18 protein-coding genes are annotated in these 13,607 nt (G+C 58.8%); 11 read left to right on the plus strand and 7 right to left on the minus strand.

Going from position 1 to position 13,607, the window contains the following annotated elements:
• Positions 1-88: 88 nt before the first annotated feature.
• Positions 89-883 (minus strand): potassium channel family protein, encoded by a 795-nt coding sequence (locus tag IB244_RS00760; protein WP_192302791.1) that lies wholly within the window; start codon positions 881-883, stop codon positions 89-91.
• Between the two features lie 136 nt (positions 884-1,019).
• The gene (locus IB244_RS00765) at positions 1,020-1,226 is read right to left on the minus strand and encodes a hypothetical protein (protein ID WP_192240142.1); all 207 of its coding nucleotides are present in this window, start codon (positions 1,224-1,226) and stop codon (positions 1,020-1,022) included.
• Positions 1,227-1,891: 665 nt separating this feature from the next.
• On the opposite strand from IB244_RS00765, the gene IB244_RS00770 reads away from it, so the two are divergent.
• Positions 1,892-2,359 carry an L-2-amino-thiazoline-4-carboxylic acid hydrolase gene (locus IB244_RS00770; RefSeq protein ID WP_192302793.1) on the plus strand — a complete coding sequence of 156 codons (468 nt, stop codon included), beginning with the start codon at positions 1,892-1,894 and terminating at the stop codon, positions 2,357-2,359.
• A gap of 466 nt (positions 2,360-2,825) precedes the next feature.
• A complete protein-coding gene (locus IB244_RS00775) occupies positions 2,826-2,972 on the plus strand; it encodes a DUF1127 domain-containing protein (protein WP_018855572.1) in 147 nt (48 codons plus the stop codon).
• 546 nt (positions 2,973-3,518) lie between these two features.
• On the opposite strand, the gene IB244_RS00780 is transcribed toward IB244_RS00775, so the two are convergent.
• Together IB244_RS00780 and IB244_RS00785 are read right to left on the minus strand one after the other, a co-directional pair.
• On the minus strand, positions 3,519-4,160 hold the full coding sequence (locus IB244_RS00780; protein ID WP_192302796.1) for a DUF1109 domain-containing protein: 642 nt from the start codon (positions 4,158-4,160) through the stop codon (positions 3,519-3,521).
• Positions 4,157-4,705, minus strand: a complete 549-nt coding sequence (locus IB244_RS00785; RefSeq protein ID WP_018855574.1) for a sigma-70 family RNA polymerase sigma factor — start codon at positions 4,703-4,705, stop codon at positions 4,157-4,159. Before IB244_RS00785 ends, IB244_RS00780 begins: the two co-directional genes overlap by 4 nt.
• A 192-nt stretch (positions 4,706-4,897) precedes the next feature.
• Between IB244_RS00785 and IB244_RS00790 the strand changes: the two genes are divergently transcribed.
• From IB244_RS00790 to IB244_RS00815, 6 genes are all read left to right on the plus strand, one after another.
• Positions 4,898-5,161 (plus strand): hypothetical protein, encoded by a 264-nt coding sequence (locus tag IB244_RS00790; protein ID WP_025658451.1) that lies wholly within the window; start codon positions 4,898-4,900, stop codon positions 5,159-5,161.
• 81 nt (positions 5,162-5,242) lie between these two features.
• Entirely contained in the window at positions 5,243-6,085 is an 843-nt protein-coding gene (locus IB244_RS00795; RefSeq protein WP_192302798.1) for a cytochrome b/b6 domain-containing protein, read from the plus strand.
• The gene (locus IB244_RS00800; protein ID WP_192240145.1) at positions 6,082-6,858 is read left to right on the plus strand and encodes a molybdopterin-binding protein; all 777 of its coding nucleotides are present in this window, start codon (positions 6,082-6,084) and stop codon (positions 6,856-6,858) included. Before IB244_RS00795 ends, IB244_RS00800 begins: the two co-directional genes overlap by 4 nt.
• A gap of 102 nt (positions 6,859-6,960) precedes the next feature.
• A complete protein-coding gene (locus tag IB244_RS00805) occupies positions 6,961-7,578 on the plus strand; it encodes a hypothetical protein (RefSeq protein WP_018855578.1) in 618 nt (205 codons plus the stop codon).
• 252 nt (positions 7,579-7,830) lie between these two features.
• Positions 7,831-8,103, plus strand: a complete 273-nt coding sequence (locus IB244_RS00810) for a hypothetical protein (protein ID WP_018855579.1) — start codon at positions 7,831-7,833, stop codon at positions 8,101-8,103.
• Positions 8,069-8,488, plus strand: a complete 420-nt coding sequence (locus tag IB244_RS00815) for a hypothetical protein (RefSeq protein ID WP_169679876.1) — start codon at positions 8,069-8,071, stop codon at positions 8,486-8,488. The genes IB244_RS00810 and IB244_RS00815 overlap by 35 nt, the downstream gene beginning before the upstream one ends.
• Positions 8,489-8,523: 35 nt before the next feature.
• Here IB244_RS00815 and IB244_RS00820 read toward each other — a convergent pair whose 3' ends face one another.
• The 3 genes from IB244_RS00820 to IB244_RS00830 form a co-directional block, all read right to left on the minus strand.
• Positions 8,524-8,859, minus strand: coding sequence for a helix-turn-helix domain-containing protein (locus IB244_RS00820; protein ID WP_018855581.1), 336 nt, complete (start codon positions 8,857-8,859; stop codon positions 8,524-8,526).
• A 2-nt stretch (positions 8,860-8,861) separates the two neighbouring features.
• Positions 8,862-9,230 carry a type II toxin-antitoxin system RelE/ParE family toxin gene (locus tag IB244_RS00825; RefSeq protein ID WP_192240146.1) on the minus strand — a complete coding sequence of 123 codons (369 nt, stop codon included), beginning with the start codon at positions 9,228-9,230 and terminating at the stop codon, positions 8,862-8,864.
• Positions 9,231-9,711: 481 nt separating this feature from the next.
• Entirely contained in the window at positions 9,712-10,008 is a 297-nt protein-coding gene (locus IB244_RS00830) for a hypothetical protein (protein ID WP_169679872.1), read from the minus strand.
• Between the two features lie 174 nt (positions 10,009-10,182).
• On the opposite strand from IB244_RS00830, the gene IB244_RS00835 reads away from it, so the two are divergent.
• The 3 genes from IB244_RS00835 (at position 10,183) to IB244_RS00845 (ending at position 13,607) form a co-directional block, all read left to right on the plus strand.
• Entirely contained in the window at positions 10,183-11,709 is a 1,527-nt protein-coding gene (locus IB244_RS00835) for an ABC transporter substrate-binding protein (protein WP_192302800.1), read from the plus strand.
• A gap of 78 nt (positions 11,710-11,787) precedes the next feature.
• Positions 11,788-12,729, plus strand: coding sequence for an ABC transporter permease (locus tag IB244_RS00840; RefSeq protein WP_192302802.1), 942 nt, complete (start codon positions 11,788-11,790; stop codon positions 12,727-12,729).
• On the plus strand, positions 12,729-13,607 hold the full coding sequence (locus IB244_RS00845; RefSeq protein WP_192302804.1) for an ABC transporter permease: 879 nt from the start codon (positions 12,729-12,731) through the stop codon (positions 13,605-13,607). Before IB244_RS00840 ends, IB244_RS00845 begins: the two co-directional genes overlap by 1 nt.

The raw sequence follows: 13,607 nt of genomic DNA on the forward strand, positions 1-13,607 counted from the left end.
CACGTCGCGTCCTTTCTCGGACAGACATCGCCCGCATGTCGCCCCGGGTTCGAAATCCGCCTCGAAACCCTGCCGTCGGCAAGGCCCTTCAGTTTCCTTCGTCGGGGATATTCAGGACCTCCCCACAGGCCTTGCAATGCACGGCATCGGTATCGTGCCGCTGCAGGCCGCATCTGGGGCACGGGAACGTGACTTTGTGCGGACGCACGACCGCCTGCGCCAGCCGTACAAAAAGCGAGATGCCGACGATCATGGTGACCACCGACGTGAGCTTTCCGAGGGTTCCGGGCAGCGTGATGTCGCCGAAGCCGGTCGTTGTGACAGTTGCGACCGTGAAATAGAGGGCGTCGACGAAGCCTTCCTCACCGTTTCTGTCGTAGAAGAACGACGTGTAGACGAATCCCGTGATCAGGAAGAGGAAGACCAGGAAGTTCAGGATCGCGCGCAGAACCTCAACGAATTCGCTGCAACCAATCCGACGCAATCCTGCCAGAAGAAGGGGGCTACGGCCGAGCGCCCAGAGGCGCATGACCCGGAGGAAGGCGAAATTGAAGAGAAGGGACGGGAAGAGCAGGGTCGCCAGAATGATCAGGTCGACCCATGTCATCGGTCGAACGAGCCATGCGCCGACTGAGGGGGCTGCGACGGCGCGGGCCACCATCTCGAGAATGATCCACGCCGCAATCGCGTAATCGATGATCAGGTAGGACGGTCCCGTTCGCAGATAGGGCCCGAGGACGAAAAACGCGAGGATGGCTATGTCAACCGCCATGAAAGCAGCCTGCACCGCCATCGCCTTGGCGTCATCGCTCGTTTCGAGGCGACGAAGCCAATCGCGGATAGACTGCCGATACGAACGATCACCAACGTCGAGGATGCCCATGTATCGGAAATGTACTCGCTTTGCGCGCCTCGTTATAGATCAAAATAGCGAGGGCAAACGACATGCGTACACGTCATGGGTACACTTTGGACATGCGCTCGAACTGCCGTCAGGCAAACACCTAGGCTGGCCAGATCTAATCGGAGCGACGGGCCTCGGCGGGCTTCTTTGACGAAGCTCGCTTGCGTTTCCCGCCCTTGCCGGGGTTCGACCGCACCCGGCTTCGCAGGCTTATCCGCGATGGAATCGGTTGCGCATCGACCAGAAGCGGTTTTGCATTGATCGCTGCGATGCTTGCCTCAAGCGCAGTCAGCCCGGAAATCACATTATCGAAGATGCCCATGTCCTGCTCCGTTGTTTCTGGCAAAAACCTAACATGGGTTCCTGGGGCAGGCCACCTCATATTAGAGGATTCTTATTTTTCGAATCAATCGAACCTACCAACGCGACGACGGTGCTCCGGAATTTCGTGCTCGGACCTCAAAACGCGGACGTAGTCTGCCGCAGGTCCGCCATACGCCATTTGCGGCCTGTAGCTGCGATGAGCCTGCTCCTTTTCCACCTCATCTGATGCTGACGCCCGAAAACGGCTCTTGATACCATGACTCGAATAATTTCAGTATCATCGGGGGAAGGGCAGCCAAACCAGGAGAGCACCGTCGCGTCAAGATTTGCAAGCGCTTGCAAGAGCTTGACGGCGAGGTAGGCCTTGGTCATGACGGCACCGCGGACGGCATCGGCAATCGCTCCGTCTTATTTTTGTCGTTGCCGCGGAAATCGAGCGCAGCGCTTTACAGAACCGATGGCGAAACCGCGCTCTTTCATTGCCACGTACAGCGCTCGACGCTGCCCTGACTGCTACATCGAGCCTTGAACGTGATTGGCAGCGTGTGGCAAGGTCGCGCCCACCACCCTAGACAGACGAAGCAAAGGGAACCCGGCATGTCGGATTTGCCAAATGAAGAGACAAGTTGCCCGGACCCAGCGACTGCAGAAGCGCCAAAACCAATGGGCATCCTCCAGCGGCGCAAGATCGAAGCGGCCATTATCGCGCCGATCTATGATGAGTTGAGGCAGCGGCTGGGCGAAGCGGAGGCACAGGCGATCATCGATGCCGCTGTAAGCAAGGCGGCGATGCGGGCCGCCCGTGAATTCGCAGACGCGACGGAGGAAGGCACCAGTCTGTTGACGTTTCAGGCGCTGCAAAGCCTTTGGACGCAAGATGACGCCCTTGAAATCGAGGTCGTGCGGGCGGATGACAAGGTGTTTGACTACAACGTCCTGCGCTGTCGTTATGCCGTAACCTACCGCGAGATGGGGCTCGGCCACATAGGCCATCTCCTGTCCTGTAACCGGGATGCCGTCTTCTGCAAAGGCTACGATACTCGCATCAAAATGTCTCGAACGCAGACCATCATGCAAGGCGCGACACATTGTGACTTCCGGTATGTCCTGGAGGAGAAAACCGCGCCGTAGCCGGTCACCGCCAGGGCAATTCAACCAGGCTTCATTTCCACGAAGATCGCTGACCTCGTCAGCGGACAGCGGGAGCCTCCGGCGTGGTCCAAGGAGCGCCCTTCGAGCACTCCCACAGGATCACTTCCACCGATTTTGCGAACCGAGATTGGCATGGGGAGCCGAGGACAGTCGATCAGGGCGCGCAGCCTCTTTAATGGGCAGCAGGTATATTTGCCAGCTGGCTCGGCGGCCTGAAAAAGCGACCATCGTCCCTGGCGTCTTCCAGCGAAACGGGCTCGCCCGTGGGGTTAAAAAACAAGCATATTCTGAAAGCGAAAGATCATCCTATGCACCACACGCATAGGTGAGGTGAGGTATTGTCACTGTTTTAAACCGATTGAACCACCTATATCTCAACCATCGAAACGACGCCGGAGCCAAGCAAGGTTGCTGACGTCATTAGCCCTCAGGAAAGGGGATTATCATGAACGTAGCACGCTCTTTCAACAACTGGCGCAAGTTCCGTCAGACTGTCAACGAACTCGGCCGTATGTCCAGCCGCGAATTGCAGGACCTTGGCATCGACCGCGCCGACATCCGCAGCGTTGCCCGCGCAGCGGTCGCCCGCTGACCGCGCACACCTTCCGTCTCCAAGACTGCCCGACGCCCGCTGGTAACGCGGGCGTTTTTGCGTCGATCGCGATAGCTGAGGTCGGTTCAGGCCCTATAGTCATCGCCAGTCTTACCAGCTTGCATCATTTGCATAGCTGCAGTGCAACATAAGGCATGGAAACTGCCGCCGAACGATGTAGTGTTGGAGCTGTCGAAGCAATGCACCTCCTCCCGCAATGCTTCGAGTTTCAGACGGCCAATCTCCTCCCAGGGCGTCTGAAGGAACAGCGACACTCCTCCTCCCAGTTGCTGTTCGGTTCTTTTCGAAAAGCCTGCCGCACCTCCTCCCGCGGCAGGCTTTTTGCTTTTTGGCCATGTCTCGCTCAAAGGCCGGGATCGAGTTGCGGCAGTTTTCCTTCGTCGCACACACAGATGCAGGAATAGCGGTGCAGCGCTTGCCCGGGGCCAATCTGGAGCCTTCGAATTCCTGTTAAGCCCCCGCGCGATTGCTTCTCGCCGATTCCATCGCACTAAGAAGTTTTCTGAACCTCCAGTCCGGCTTGGCTTACCAGCGCAGTAGCGACCGCGATGTCAACGCGCCGAGGATGCCGCACAGGACGATGCCGAGCGTGTACCAGAGCGCTACGAAAGGCAGTCCGTTTTCGATGCAGCCCCAGGAATAGGTCCAGGCACCGACAGCCCCAGCCGTGATGCCGGCGACAAATCCCGCCAGACGAAGATGGGTCGGGGCCGCGCGGCGCAGGAACCAGATATTGGCGGCGAAGACCGGAAGGGCCGCACCAAGGATGATGATCGGGCAAAACCAGGAGGAAATGCCGAATATCAACGCCGGATAGTCGCTTGCGGGAGATGCATGCAATTGCCACAGGCCAAGTGCGACCAGGATCAGGTAGATGACAAGAGCGGCAATACCGCAGCTGCGTGGAACGCCACCCGGTCGAGCGACGATCATCAGCGCGCCGATGCCGGTTAGCGCCAGCAACAGCGGATAGAAGGACTTGACCCAGAAGGCCGGCAGATCAAGCGCTGTCGACAGGTCGGGCCTCAAGCCATGCGCAAAGAACATCAGGGCCGCCGACAGCACAAGACCAGGCGCCAGAGCCAATGCCAGCAGCCGCCCGAGCGCACCCGGCGAAACCGGCCGCAAGTCTCTTGCCAGAGCGTTGATGAGGTCATCGGTCGTCACTTACCTTCGCCTTTCAATTTCGCCGCCATTGCCTGTATACCGCGGAACACACTGATCTTGACCATGGCTTCGCTGCGCCCGCTGCTTGCCGCAGTTTCGGCGACGGAATGTCCTTTGAGCCTGACATCCCGGATCATCTCACCCTGCCATGCCGGCAGGCTTTTCAGTAGCCGGTCGATATCCATGCCCGCCGCGATCGCATCCTCGCTATAGGCGTCCACCATGTCTTCGACCATCTCCAGTCCGAGATAGGAACGTCCACCCGTCCTGCGGTGGTGATCCACCAGCTTGTGGCGCGCGATGGTGAAGAACCATGCCGTGAACGGCCTGCCCCGATCGTAGGTGATCCTGCGTTGATGCAGGGCGAGCAGTGTTTCCTGGACAAGGTCCTCAACGTCGGCCGAGGCTGAGCGGTAGAGCCGTCGCGTGTAGTAGCTTGCAAGCAGATGCCGCAGCATCTCGAGCAGACAGCGATATGCCGCCTCGTCGCCATCGAGGGACAAGAGCATCAGGGCTTTCAGCTCGGGCTCGGTCAATTGCTTCATGTCTATGAGCACTCATACGGCCAGATGAGGAAACCGTTACACGCGGGCGAAAGGAAAAGCGAGAAAACTGAAGCGACAGAATTTTCACGATCACATGACCGTGATGCCTGTAACCGGTCAGCGCTACGGCCGAAGGAGCCGATGTGACCGTCGTCGCATCCTGCGGCGACCACGCAACCTGGGAGAACCAGCATGAGCATTCGTCCTTTCGCCGTCACTGCAGGCACGGTCTTTCTCGGTCTTTTCCTTGCCGCTGGCGGGACCAGCGCACAGACGGGCACGGACACGATGAAGAAGTCCGACACGATGAAAATGGACAGCATGAAGACCGGCTCCATGAAAACAGACAGCATGAAGATGGGCATGAGCAAGGCCGACTGCATGCACAAGGCCGGCATGGAGAAGGACAGCATGAAGAAGACCGAAATGATGAAAAGCTGCGATGCGATGAAGTGATCAGGTGGCGCCTTTGCCGGTGAAACTCCGGCAGGGGTGGCGCCGTATAGCAAGATGACGACTGCTGTGAGGACGCGATCAATGGAAACTGCTGATCTTGGCATGACGAGCGGACGAAGGCTGATCCGTCGCCACAGCCTGACCGTGCGCCTGTCGCACTGGCTTAACGTGTTGTGCATGACAGTCCTGCTGTTCAGCGGGCTGCAGATCTTCAATGCCCATCCGGCCCTTTACTGGGGCCAATATGGTGCTGACAGCGATCCATCCTTCCTCTCCCTGGAGGCGGTGGAAGAGGGGGATTCCGTCCGGGGTGTCACTCGCGTCGGCGGGCTGTCATTCGACACGACCGGAACGCTCGGGGTATCGGATGTTGATGGCGAACCCACTGCGCGCGGGTTCCCCGCCTGGATCACGCTCCCGAGCTACCAGGATCTCGCAACCGGGCGCCGGTGGCACTTTTTCTTTGCATGGCTGTTTGTCGTCAACGGCCTGATCTACCTGGGCTACGGTCTTCTTACCCGCCATTTCCGCCGCGACCTGTTGCCGACGACTGACGAACTGGCCCCCGCGCATCTGGCGCAGGAGATTGTCGACCATGCCCGACTGCGTTTCCCCAGGGGCGAAAAAGCGCGCAGCTACAATGCCTTGCAGAAGCTGACCTATCTGCTGGTAATCTTCGTGGCTCTGCCGCTGATGATTGCCACCGGCCTCACCATGTCACCGGGGTTCGATGCTTTCGCACCATGGCTCATCGATCTTTTTGGCGGTCGTCAGTCGGCCCGGACGCTGCATTTCATTACCGCCAGCTCACTCGTTGCCTTCGTTGTCGTCCACGTTGCGATGGTTCTGGTGTCCGGCGTCTTTAACAACATGCGTTCGATGATCACCGGTCGCTACGCGATCCAGACGGAGCCAAAGCGATGAGCAGCCTCATAACCCGCCGCCGATTTCTGATTGGCTCGACGCTTGGCGCATCGGCGCTTGGTCTCAGCGGCTGCGACATGTTGGTCGAAAACCCGAAAGTGCAGTCGGTCCTGAAGATCGCCGAGGGCCTGACGATGCGCACGCAGCGCCTGCTGATCGGAGATGACGCACTCGCGCGCGAATTCACCATGGCGGACATCTCGCCGACCTTTCGAGCCAATGGCACGAGCATGCCGGACGGGGCGCAATATCAGGAGCTGCTCGGCCGGAAGTTCCAGACGTGGCAGCTGCAGGTCGGCGGTCTGGTCGAGCGTCCGGCGGCTTTCTCGCTCGCCGCATTGAAAGCGATGCCGTCGCGAACCCAGATCACCCGACACGACTGCGTCGAGGGATGGAGCGCCATCGGCCAGTGGACCGGCGTTCCGCTCGGCGCCCTGTTGCATCAGGTCGGCCTGAAGCCAGAGGCGCGCTATATCGTTTTCCATTGCGCCGACGAATACGAGAAAACACTCGACAACAGCGGCTGGTATTACGAGAGCATCGATCTCGTCGATGCCTTCCATCCGCAAACTATCCTCGCCTATGCGATGAATGGCCGGGACCTCGAAGTGCCGCATGGCGCGCCGCTCAGGCTCCGGGTCGAGCGGCAGCTCGGCTACAAGCAGGCAAAATACCTGATGCGCATCGAGGCGCTCGCCGATCTGTCTGGTCTTTATGGCGGCAATGGTGGGTTCTGGGAAGACCGCGGCTACGAATGGTACGCCGGAATTTGATGTTCGCGGGGCCGGCCTGTTGGCAGCGCCTCGAGAAAGCCGACGGTTTCAACCCGCATCCGCCGGCCGTTTCGATGTCAGGGTTTCAAGAAGGAAAAGCAGATGTCCCCTATTTTCAAAACCGGCTTTACGTTGCTTGCAGGCGCGCTGATGGCCGTCACCGTGGGCTTTTCGGCAAACGCTGCGGACCCGATCCGCGTCCGTGGCACGGTCGAAGGCCTCGAGGGCAGCACGCTGTCGGTGAAGACACGCGAAGGCACCGATGCCAAGATCATGCTCAAGGATGGCTGGAAGGTTTCGAGCGTCGCCAAGGCATCGATTGACGACATCAAGCCAGGCGATTTCGTTGGCATCGCGTCCCTGCCCACCGCCGACGGTGGTGATGGCGCACTCGAAGTGCTGATTTTCCCTGCCGCCATGAAAGGCACCGGCGAGGGCAGTTATGCCTGGGACCTGAAGCCAAACAGTTCGATGACCAACGCGACCGTGGCCGATGCGGTCAAATCGGTCGACGGCCGAACCGTGACGGTAAAGTACAAGGGCGGTGAGAAGAAAATCTCCATCCCGGACGGCACGCCCGTCGTCACCTTCGCTCCGGCGACCGAGAGCGACATCAAGAGCGGTGCGACAGTGTTCATTCCGTCAGAACGGGCTGCCGATGGCTCGATGTCCGCCCTTCGCGTCGTTGTCGGCACCCACGGCATCGTGCCGCCGATGTGAAAGTTTGGAAGGCGACCTTGGGAGGGCATGCCGGGACAGGCCTGGGCCCGGGCTTCGGCTGCAGGAGCGTGCCCTCCCATCTGCATACAAGGAACCTCGAACGACAGGAACGGAGGCCTCTTCTAGAGGCCTCCGGATGTTCGAGGAGGATATAGTCAAGCCGTTCGCCAGGGTCTGATATTCTTGCCCAGGCCGTCATGGCGTAGGGCCCGTGGTAAGGCAGCATTCGGCGCGACACTGCATAGAGCCCTCTTGGCCCTCTCGGGTGTCTCGACGAAGATGGCGGCGTTCTCCGAGGCTCCTGTCGTCGAGGAGAAGGAGACTGTACCGGTCGCAGTGGACAAGACCGTCAGGAAGAAATCCAACATCCTCGGCTGGGCTAGCACGGCATTCGGTGGCGGTGGGTTCGGTCTTGCTGCCTTCTCTGGCTTCGACTGGCGGGCCTTGGTTGTCATCCTCGGTTTTGCCGTGGTTCTCACCATTGGCATGCATGGTGGGTATCGGCGTGGTATGGGCCAATCTTAACAACACCGTGGACGATCTGAAGCAAACTCAGCGCGAGCTTGCAGACCGGTTCGACCGCGAAGCTCTCGATCGCAAGGAGCGTCAGAAGATCTACCAAGTGACCATGGACGGGATGAATACCCAGATTGGCCAGATTGCTCCGCTTCAGTACCAGCAGTCTCAAATGCTTGAGAAGGTCAGCGAGAACAAGACCAGCATCGCTCAAACAAGCGGATTGATCGCGTCGTTGAGTCCTTCGGCGGTAAGCTGGATACGGTCCTCGACACCGTCAACAAGGTCGCTACCCGAGGAGAGGTGTTGTCCGGCAAGATCGACGAGCCAACGGGAAGAGCGAAAAGTCGCTATAGGCCTTAAAACAAATACCCCGCCAGGAGGCGGGGTATGACTCGTTCCTAATTGGTTGTGTATTGCCCAGCTTACTCAGCAGGCAGCGCGTCTCATAGGGACGTCGTGCGATGCGATATTGATCTCCCTGAGAGCCTGAACCATCTTGTGCGGCTCAGAATTGATCAGAAGGAGATATGCCCTCATCGCCTGCACAGGCCGCGAACGGCCCTGTTCCCACTGCTTGAGTTGGTCTAAGCCAAACCCGAACGTCGACGCGAAATCTTTCTGCGTCAGACCCGTGCGCACACGTATGGCCTTGACATCGATCTCGGCCGGCACATGGAGCTTGTAAGGTTCGGCTTCGTCGCGAGCAACGGCCAAAGCCTCATTCAAGCCCTCTGCGATTTGATCGAATACCTTCTTGCTCATTGTCATTCTCCTACTGCGATCGGTAAAACCCGTCTTGAATATTCTTGGACCACACGGTCAGATATTTTCTTCAGATCGTTCCGCTCGCCCTTGGTGAGATTGGATTTCTGACCTTTCCCAAAGGCGGTGATCAGGAACACAGGAAGATTCTCCCCGGAAAACAGCGTGATGGTTCGAACACCGCCGCTCTTACCTTTGTTATTTCCTCTAATGGCCCAGCGTAGCTTTCTACACCCACCGGTGCCTTCCATCTCGTCTCCCGCATCAGGGTTCTCTGACAGATGATCGACCAGAGCTTCTATGTCCTGTTCGGACATCCCGGCTGCCAGAGCAGCCTTGCGGAAAGACCAGAGTTCTGTGACCGTGTGCATGGACCTCTTATGTGAGTAAAATACGCACCTAGTCAATACGTATTTCACATTAAAGTTCCGTAAATAGACCTTAGAGGTAGGCTTCGCGCGAGGTAGAGTTACTCGAGACCTAGTACCTCTTCAAAGACTTAACCCTCTTCGGAGGAATGCAAGCGGCCCGCAATCGGGGTGCGGGCCCCGTGATCATAGCACGGGCGCCCTTGGTGGGGCGCTCTACTGCGTTTGCCGCCCGATTACGTCAATGCTACCGTTCGACCGTAGCGATAGAGATGGCCAAGCCACGTGCACGATTCCCGGATGGATTCCGTTACATTAGAGCTTCAAAGGGACATCTACGTGGCGGGGCACGCGCTGCATAAAGGCAGCTATTCCGGTCTCCGTTTTGAAGCAGCGCATCGGGCGACAAAAAGCCGCCCGACGCAGGTTTTTCGCTTGGAACCGCCACCCGATGATTGTGGTGGCCTTCAAACGACTCTTGACGTCACGGCTCTGTAGCCAACGGCACAATAATAGTCGTTTCAAGCGGCTGAACTCCGGCCAAAAAAAGCCCCGCGGAAGTGCAAGACCAAGCGGGGCTCTCAGTTGGGGAGACGACGGTGGGGGAACTCGCAAAGGCATAGACCGTCTCTCGGTTTACGTGGCCATTGGTCTGCTTCTTCCTGCGCTTCAGCGTCACGCCGTGCCACGGATTCGGCGTGTCGGTGCGGAATAGCTCCGGATGGTGCGGCTTCATCCGTTTCCACATGGCCTTACAGTAGGTGACGACCTTCTCGGCCATGCGAGTGCCGCCGAACTGCGTTCCAACTGCGGCGTCCTTCGACTTGCTCCGCTCACCTCCACGAATGCATTGACGCTACTCGTGTCGTGTCCCGCCATTGACACCACCATCGCTCCATGTATTCTTTTATAAAAGCGCATATACCATAATTGTGGAACAAAACGGGAGATAGATATGAGAATGAAGCTCGCATTCCTTGTCGCCACGGCGTTGATCGCAACACCGTCTTTTCTGCTGGCGCAGGAAAAAGGCGGCGTAATTAACGTCGCTACGATTGGCGAACCGCCCACACTCGATCCGATGACCTCGACAGCCGACCTTGTCGGTATCGTCACGCAGCATATCTTCGAGACGCTTTATACGTTCGACAAGAAGTGGGCCGTAACGCCGCTATTGGCCGAAAGCCTTCCTGAGGTTAGCGCCGACGGGAAGACCTACACGATCAAGCTGCGCACGGGCATCAAGTTTCATGACGGCAGCGACATGGCATCTGACGACGTCGTTGCCTCGCTCAACCGTTGGACCAAGCTTGCTTCACGCGGGAAACAGGCCGCTGGCTTTGTCGAATCTATCACTGCAACCGACGCATCGACCGTCACGATCAAGCTGAAACAGCCCTACGCTCCACTGGTCTCGCTGCTTGCCTTCAACAACTCCGCTGCGATCATCATTCCCGCGGAAAAGCAGGCCGACACGATGACGGACTTCATCGGCACCGGCCCATACATGCTGAAGGAGCGTAAGGCTGACCAATATATCCAGCTCGTCCGCTTCAATGACTACAAGCCGCGCTCCGGCGACAGTGATGGTTATGGCGGCGCCCGCCATCAGTATCTCGACGAAATCCGCTTTGTACCGGTGCCGGATGCCAACACCCGCGTCGAGGCCGCCGTCTCTGGCCAATACGACTATATCGACTCCCTGCCGGTCGAATCCTACGACAAACTCAAGTCGTCAACGGCAACCCAGCCGCTTCTCCTGAAGCCGTTTGGCTATCCGGTATTCGTCTTTAACACCGCTGCCGGCGTTACAAAGAACGTTGCGATCCGCAAGGCAATACGCCAGGCGCTCAGCATGGAAGACATGATGGGAGCCGCCTTCGGCGGTACGGACTTCTACGCGGCGGATGGCAACATCTATCCTGGCAACTTCGCCTGGAGCACGGACGCAGGTGTCAAAGGCAACTACAATGTCGCGGATCCGGAAGGCGCAGCCACGGCTGCCAAGGAGGCAGGCTACAACGCCGAGCCCATCCGCATCCTGACCAGCCGCCAGTACGAGTTCCACTACAAGATGGCCCAGGTCGCGGCCGAATATCTGAAGCTGGCGGGCTTTACGGTGGACCTCCAGGTTGTCGACTGGGCGACGCTGACACAGCGCCGCACCGACAAGGCGCTGTGGGACATCTATATCAGCCACAGCCCGTTCCTTCCGGAACCGGCCCTGATCGGCTCCCTGTCTCCGAGCTCGCCTGGATGGTGGGACACGCCGGCGCGCAAGAGTGCCGTCGATGCGTTCACCACCGAGATCGATCCAAAGAAGCGCGTTGAACTCTGGGCCAACGTCCAGAAGGCGATGTACGACGAGGTGCCGTTCATGAAGATTGGCGATTTCAACGCCGTCTCGGCCATGTCAACGAAGCTTCAGGGTGTCGATCCCGCCCCCTGGCCATACTTCTGGAACGCATCGATCAAGAAGTAACCTCGCGCGCCGGGTGCTGGTCCTGAGGCCGGCATCCGTCCACGATCGTGCTGTGTTTGGACACAGGAGCCGCTTTCCATGATACGCTACATCCTTCAGCGCCTTCTTGGCATGATCGTTGTGATGTTTCTCGTCGTCACGATTGTCTTCGTGATCGTGCGTGTGACGCCCGGCGACCCCGCCGCAGTCATGCTCGGCCCTGATGCAACAACACAGGACGTTGCCGAATTGCGCACGCGCCTCGGTCTCGACCAGTCGATCGTTGTTCAATACTTCTTCTATATAGGACAGCTTCTGAAGGGGGATCTTGGCCAGTCGATCTTCCTCAACATGCCGGTGACCTCGGCGCTTCTCGAACGCGCAGAACCTACCTTCTTCCTGACGATCTTCTCGCTCCTGATTGCAAGTGTCGTCGCACTGCCGATCGGCATCTATGCCGCCTACCGACGCGGCTCGTTCATAGATCAGTTGTCGACCACCATCGCCATGCTGGCCGCAAGCATCCCGAGCTTCTGGCTCGGCCTCATTCTCATGCAGTTCTTCGCCGTGCGCCTGAACCTGTTTCCTGTCTCCGGATACGGCGGCCCCGGCGCGTCCTTTCTTGAGCGCATGTACCACCTGACGCTGCCTTCCTTCGCCCTCGGCCTTGTCTCCTCGGCGCTGATCCTGCGCTTCACGCGCGCCTCGATGCTTGATGTGCTCGGCGACGATTACATTCGCACCGCGCGCGCCAAGGGGCTGGTCGAACGCAAGGTTGTCCTCAAGCATGCGCTGAAGAATGCCTTGATCCCGATCCTGACAGTGCTTGGCCTCACTGCCGCCGTGCTGATTTCAGGTGCTGTTGTAACGGAGACCGTGTTTGGCCTTCCGGGGGTCGGCAATCTCGTCGTCTCTGCCGTTCTCAGACGCGACTACCCCGTCATCCAGGGCGCACTGCTGGTCATTGCCGGCCTCTACGTCCTCATCAATTTCGCAATCGACATGCTCTATCTGCTGGTCGATCCAAGGGTGCGCTACTGATGGCTGATATCGTAACCACCACCGAGAGACCCGCCGCAGCCGAGCGCAGCAAATTTCTTCGCCGCCTGTTGAGACGCAAGACGGTCGCCGCCGGCATCATCGTGCTCACAATCTTCGTGCTGTTGGCGGCATTCGCGCCCTGGATTGCGCCGTACTCTCCCTCGAAGCTGTCGATCGTCAACCGGCTCAAGCCACCGAGTGAAATGTTCTGGTTTGGCACCGACGAGTTCGGCCGCGATGTGTTTTCACGCACCATCTATGCCGGGCGGCTGTCGCTGTTGGTCGGCGCCGCCGTTGTCGTGCTCTCTGCATTGATCGGTGTCACGCTCGGTCTGCTCGCCGGCTTCTTCCAGAAACTCGATACGCCGATCGCCCGCCTGATCGACGCGATGATGTCTTTTCCCGACATTCTCCTGGCTATCGCGCTTGTCGCAGCTCTCGGGCCATCGCTGACGACGGTCATCGTTGCCCTGTCGATCGTCTACTCGCCGCGCCTGGCGCGTATCGTTCGCGCCTCGACCCTGGTCATCCGCGAGCTACCCTATGTGGAGGCCGCGCAGGCGCTCGGCATTTCCACCTTCCATATCATGACGCGGCATGTGCTTCGCAATCTTCTGTCGCCGATCCTGGTGCAGGGCACCTTCCTCTTTGCCAGCGCCATGCTGGCCGAAGCCGGACTTTCCTTCCTCGGCCTCGGCGTCAGCCCCGAAATCCCGACCTGGGGAACCATGATCGCAGCCGGCCGTCAATATATCGGCCAGGCCGACTGGATGACCTATTTCCCGGGCTTCGCCATCATCCTCTCCGTACTGTCGCTGCAAATGGTTGGCGACGGTCTACGGGACATGCTCGATCCAAGACTTCGAAAGGACCTTTAG

This window comes from Rhizobium sp. RHZ02, from assembly GCF_014851575.1.
Classification (GTDB): Bacteria; Pseudomonadota; Alphaproteobacteria; order Rhizobiales; family Rhizobiaceae; genus Rhizobium; species Rhizobium altiplani.

Coding starts and splice junctions, on each gene's coding strand:
- IB244_RS00760 (WP_192302791.1), bottom strand. CDS start 883: ATGGGCATCCTCGACGTTGGTGATCGTTCGTATCGGCAGTCTATCCGC.
- IB244_RS00765 (WP_192240142.1), bottom strand. CDS start 1,226: ATGGGCATCTTCGATAATGTGATTTCCGGGCTGACTGCGCTTGAGGCA.
- IB244_RS00770 (WP_192302793.1), top strand. CDS start 1,892: ATGGGCATCCTCCAGCGGCGCAAGATCGAAGCGGCCATTATCGCGCCG.
- IB244_RS00775 (WP_018855572.1), top strand. CDS start 2,826: ATGAACGTAGCACGCTCTTTCAACAACTGGCGCAAGTTCCGTCAGACT.
- IB244_RS00785 (WP_018855574.1), bottom strand. CDS start 4,705: ATGAAGCAATTGACCGAGCCCGAGCTGAAAGCCCTGATGCTCTTGTCC.
- IB244_RS00790 (WP_025658451.1), top strand. CDS start 4,898: ATGAGCATTCGTCCTTTCGCCGTCACTGCAGGCACGGTCTTTCTCGGT.
- IB244_RS00795 (WP_192302798.1), top strand. CDS start 5,243: ATGGAAACTGCTGATCTTGGCATGACGAGCGGACGAAGGCTGATCCGT.
- IB244_RS00800 (WP_192240145.1), top strand. CDS start 6,082: ATGAGCAGCCTCATAACCCGCCGCCGATTTCTGATTGGCTCGACGCTT.
- IB244_RS00805 (WP_018855578.1), top strand. CDS start 6,961: ATGTCCCCTATTTTCAAAACCGGCTTTACGTTGCTTGCAGGCGCGCTG.
- IB244_RS00815 (WP_169679876.1), top strand. CDS start 8,069: ATGGTGGGTATCGGCGTGGTATGGGCCAATCTTAACAACACCGTGGAC.
- IB244_RS00820 (WP_018855581.1), bottom strand. CDS start 8,859: ATGAGCAAGAAGGTATTCGATCAAATCGCAGAGGGCTTGAATGAGGCT.
- IB244_RS00825 (WP_192240146.1), bottom strand. CDS start 9,230: ATGCACACGGTCACAGAACTCTGGTCTTTCCGCAAGGCTGCTCTGGCA.
- IB244_RS00830 (WP_169679872.1), bottom strand. CDS start 10,008: ATGGCCGAGAAGGTCGTCACCTACTGTAAGGCCATGTGGAAACGGATG.
- IB244_RS00835 (WP_192302800.1), top strand. CDS start 10,183: ATGAGAATGAAGCTCGCATTCCTTGTCGCCACGGCGTTGATCGCAACA.
- IB244_RS00840 (WP_192302802.1), top strand. CDS start 11,788: ATGATACGCTACATCCTTCAGCGCCTTCTTGGCATGATCGTTGTGATG.
- IB244_RS00845 (WP_192302804.1), top strand. CDS start 12,729: ATGGCTGATATCGTAACCACCACCGAGAGACCCGCCGCAGCCGAGCGC.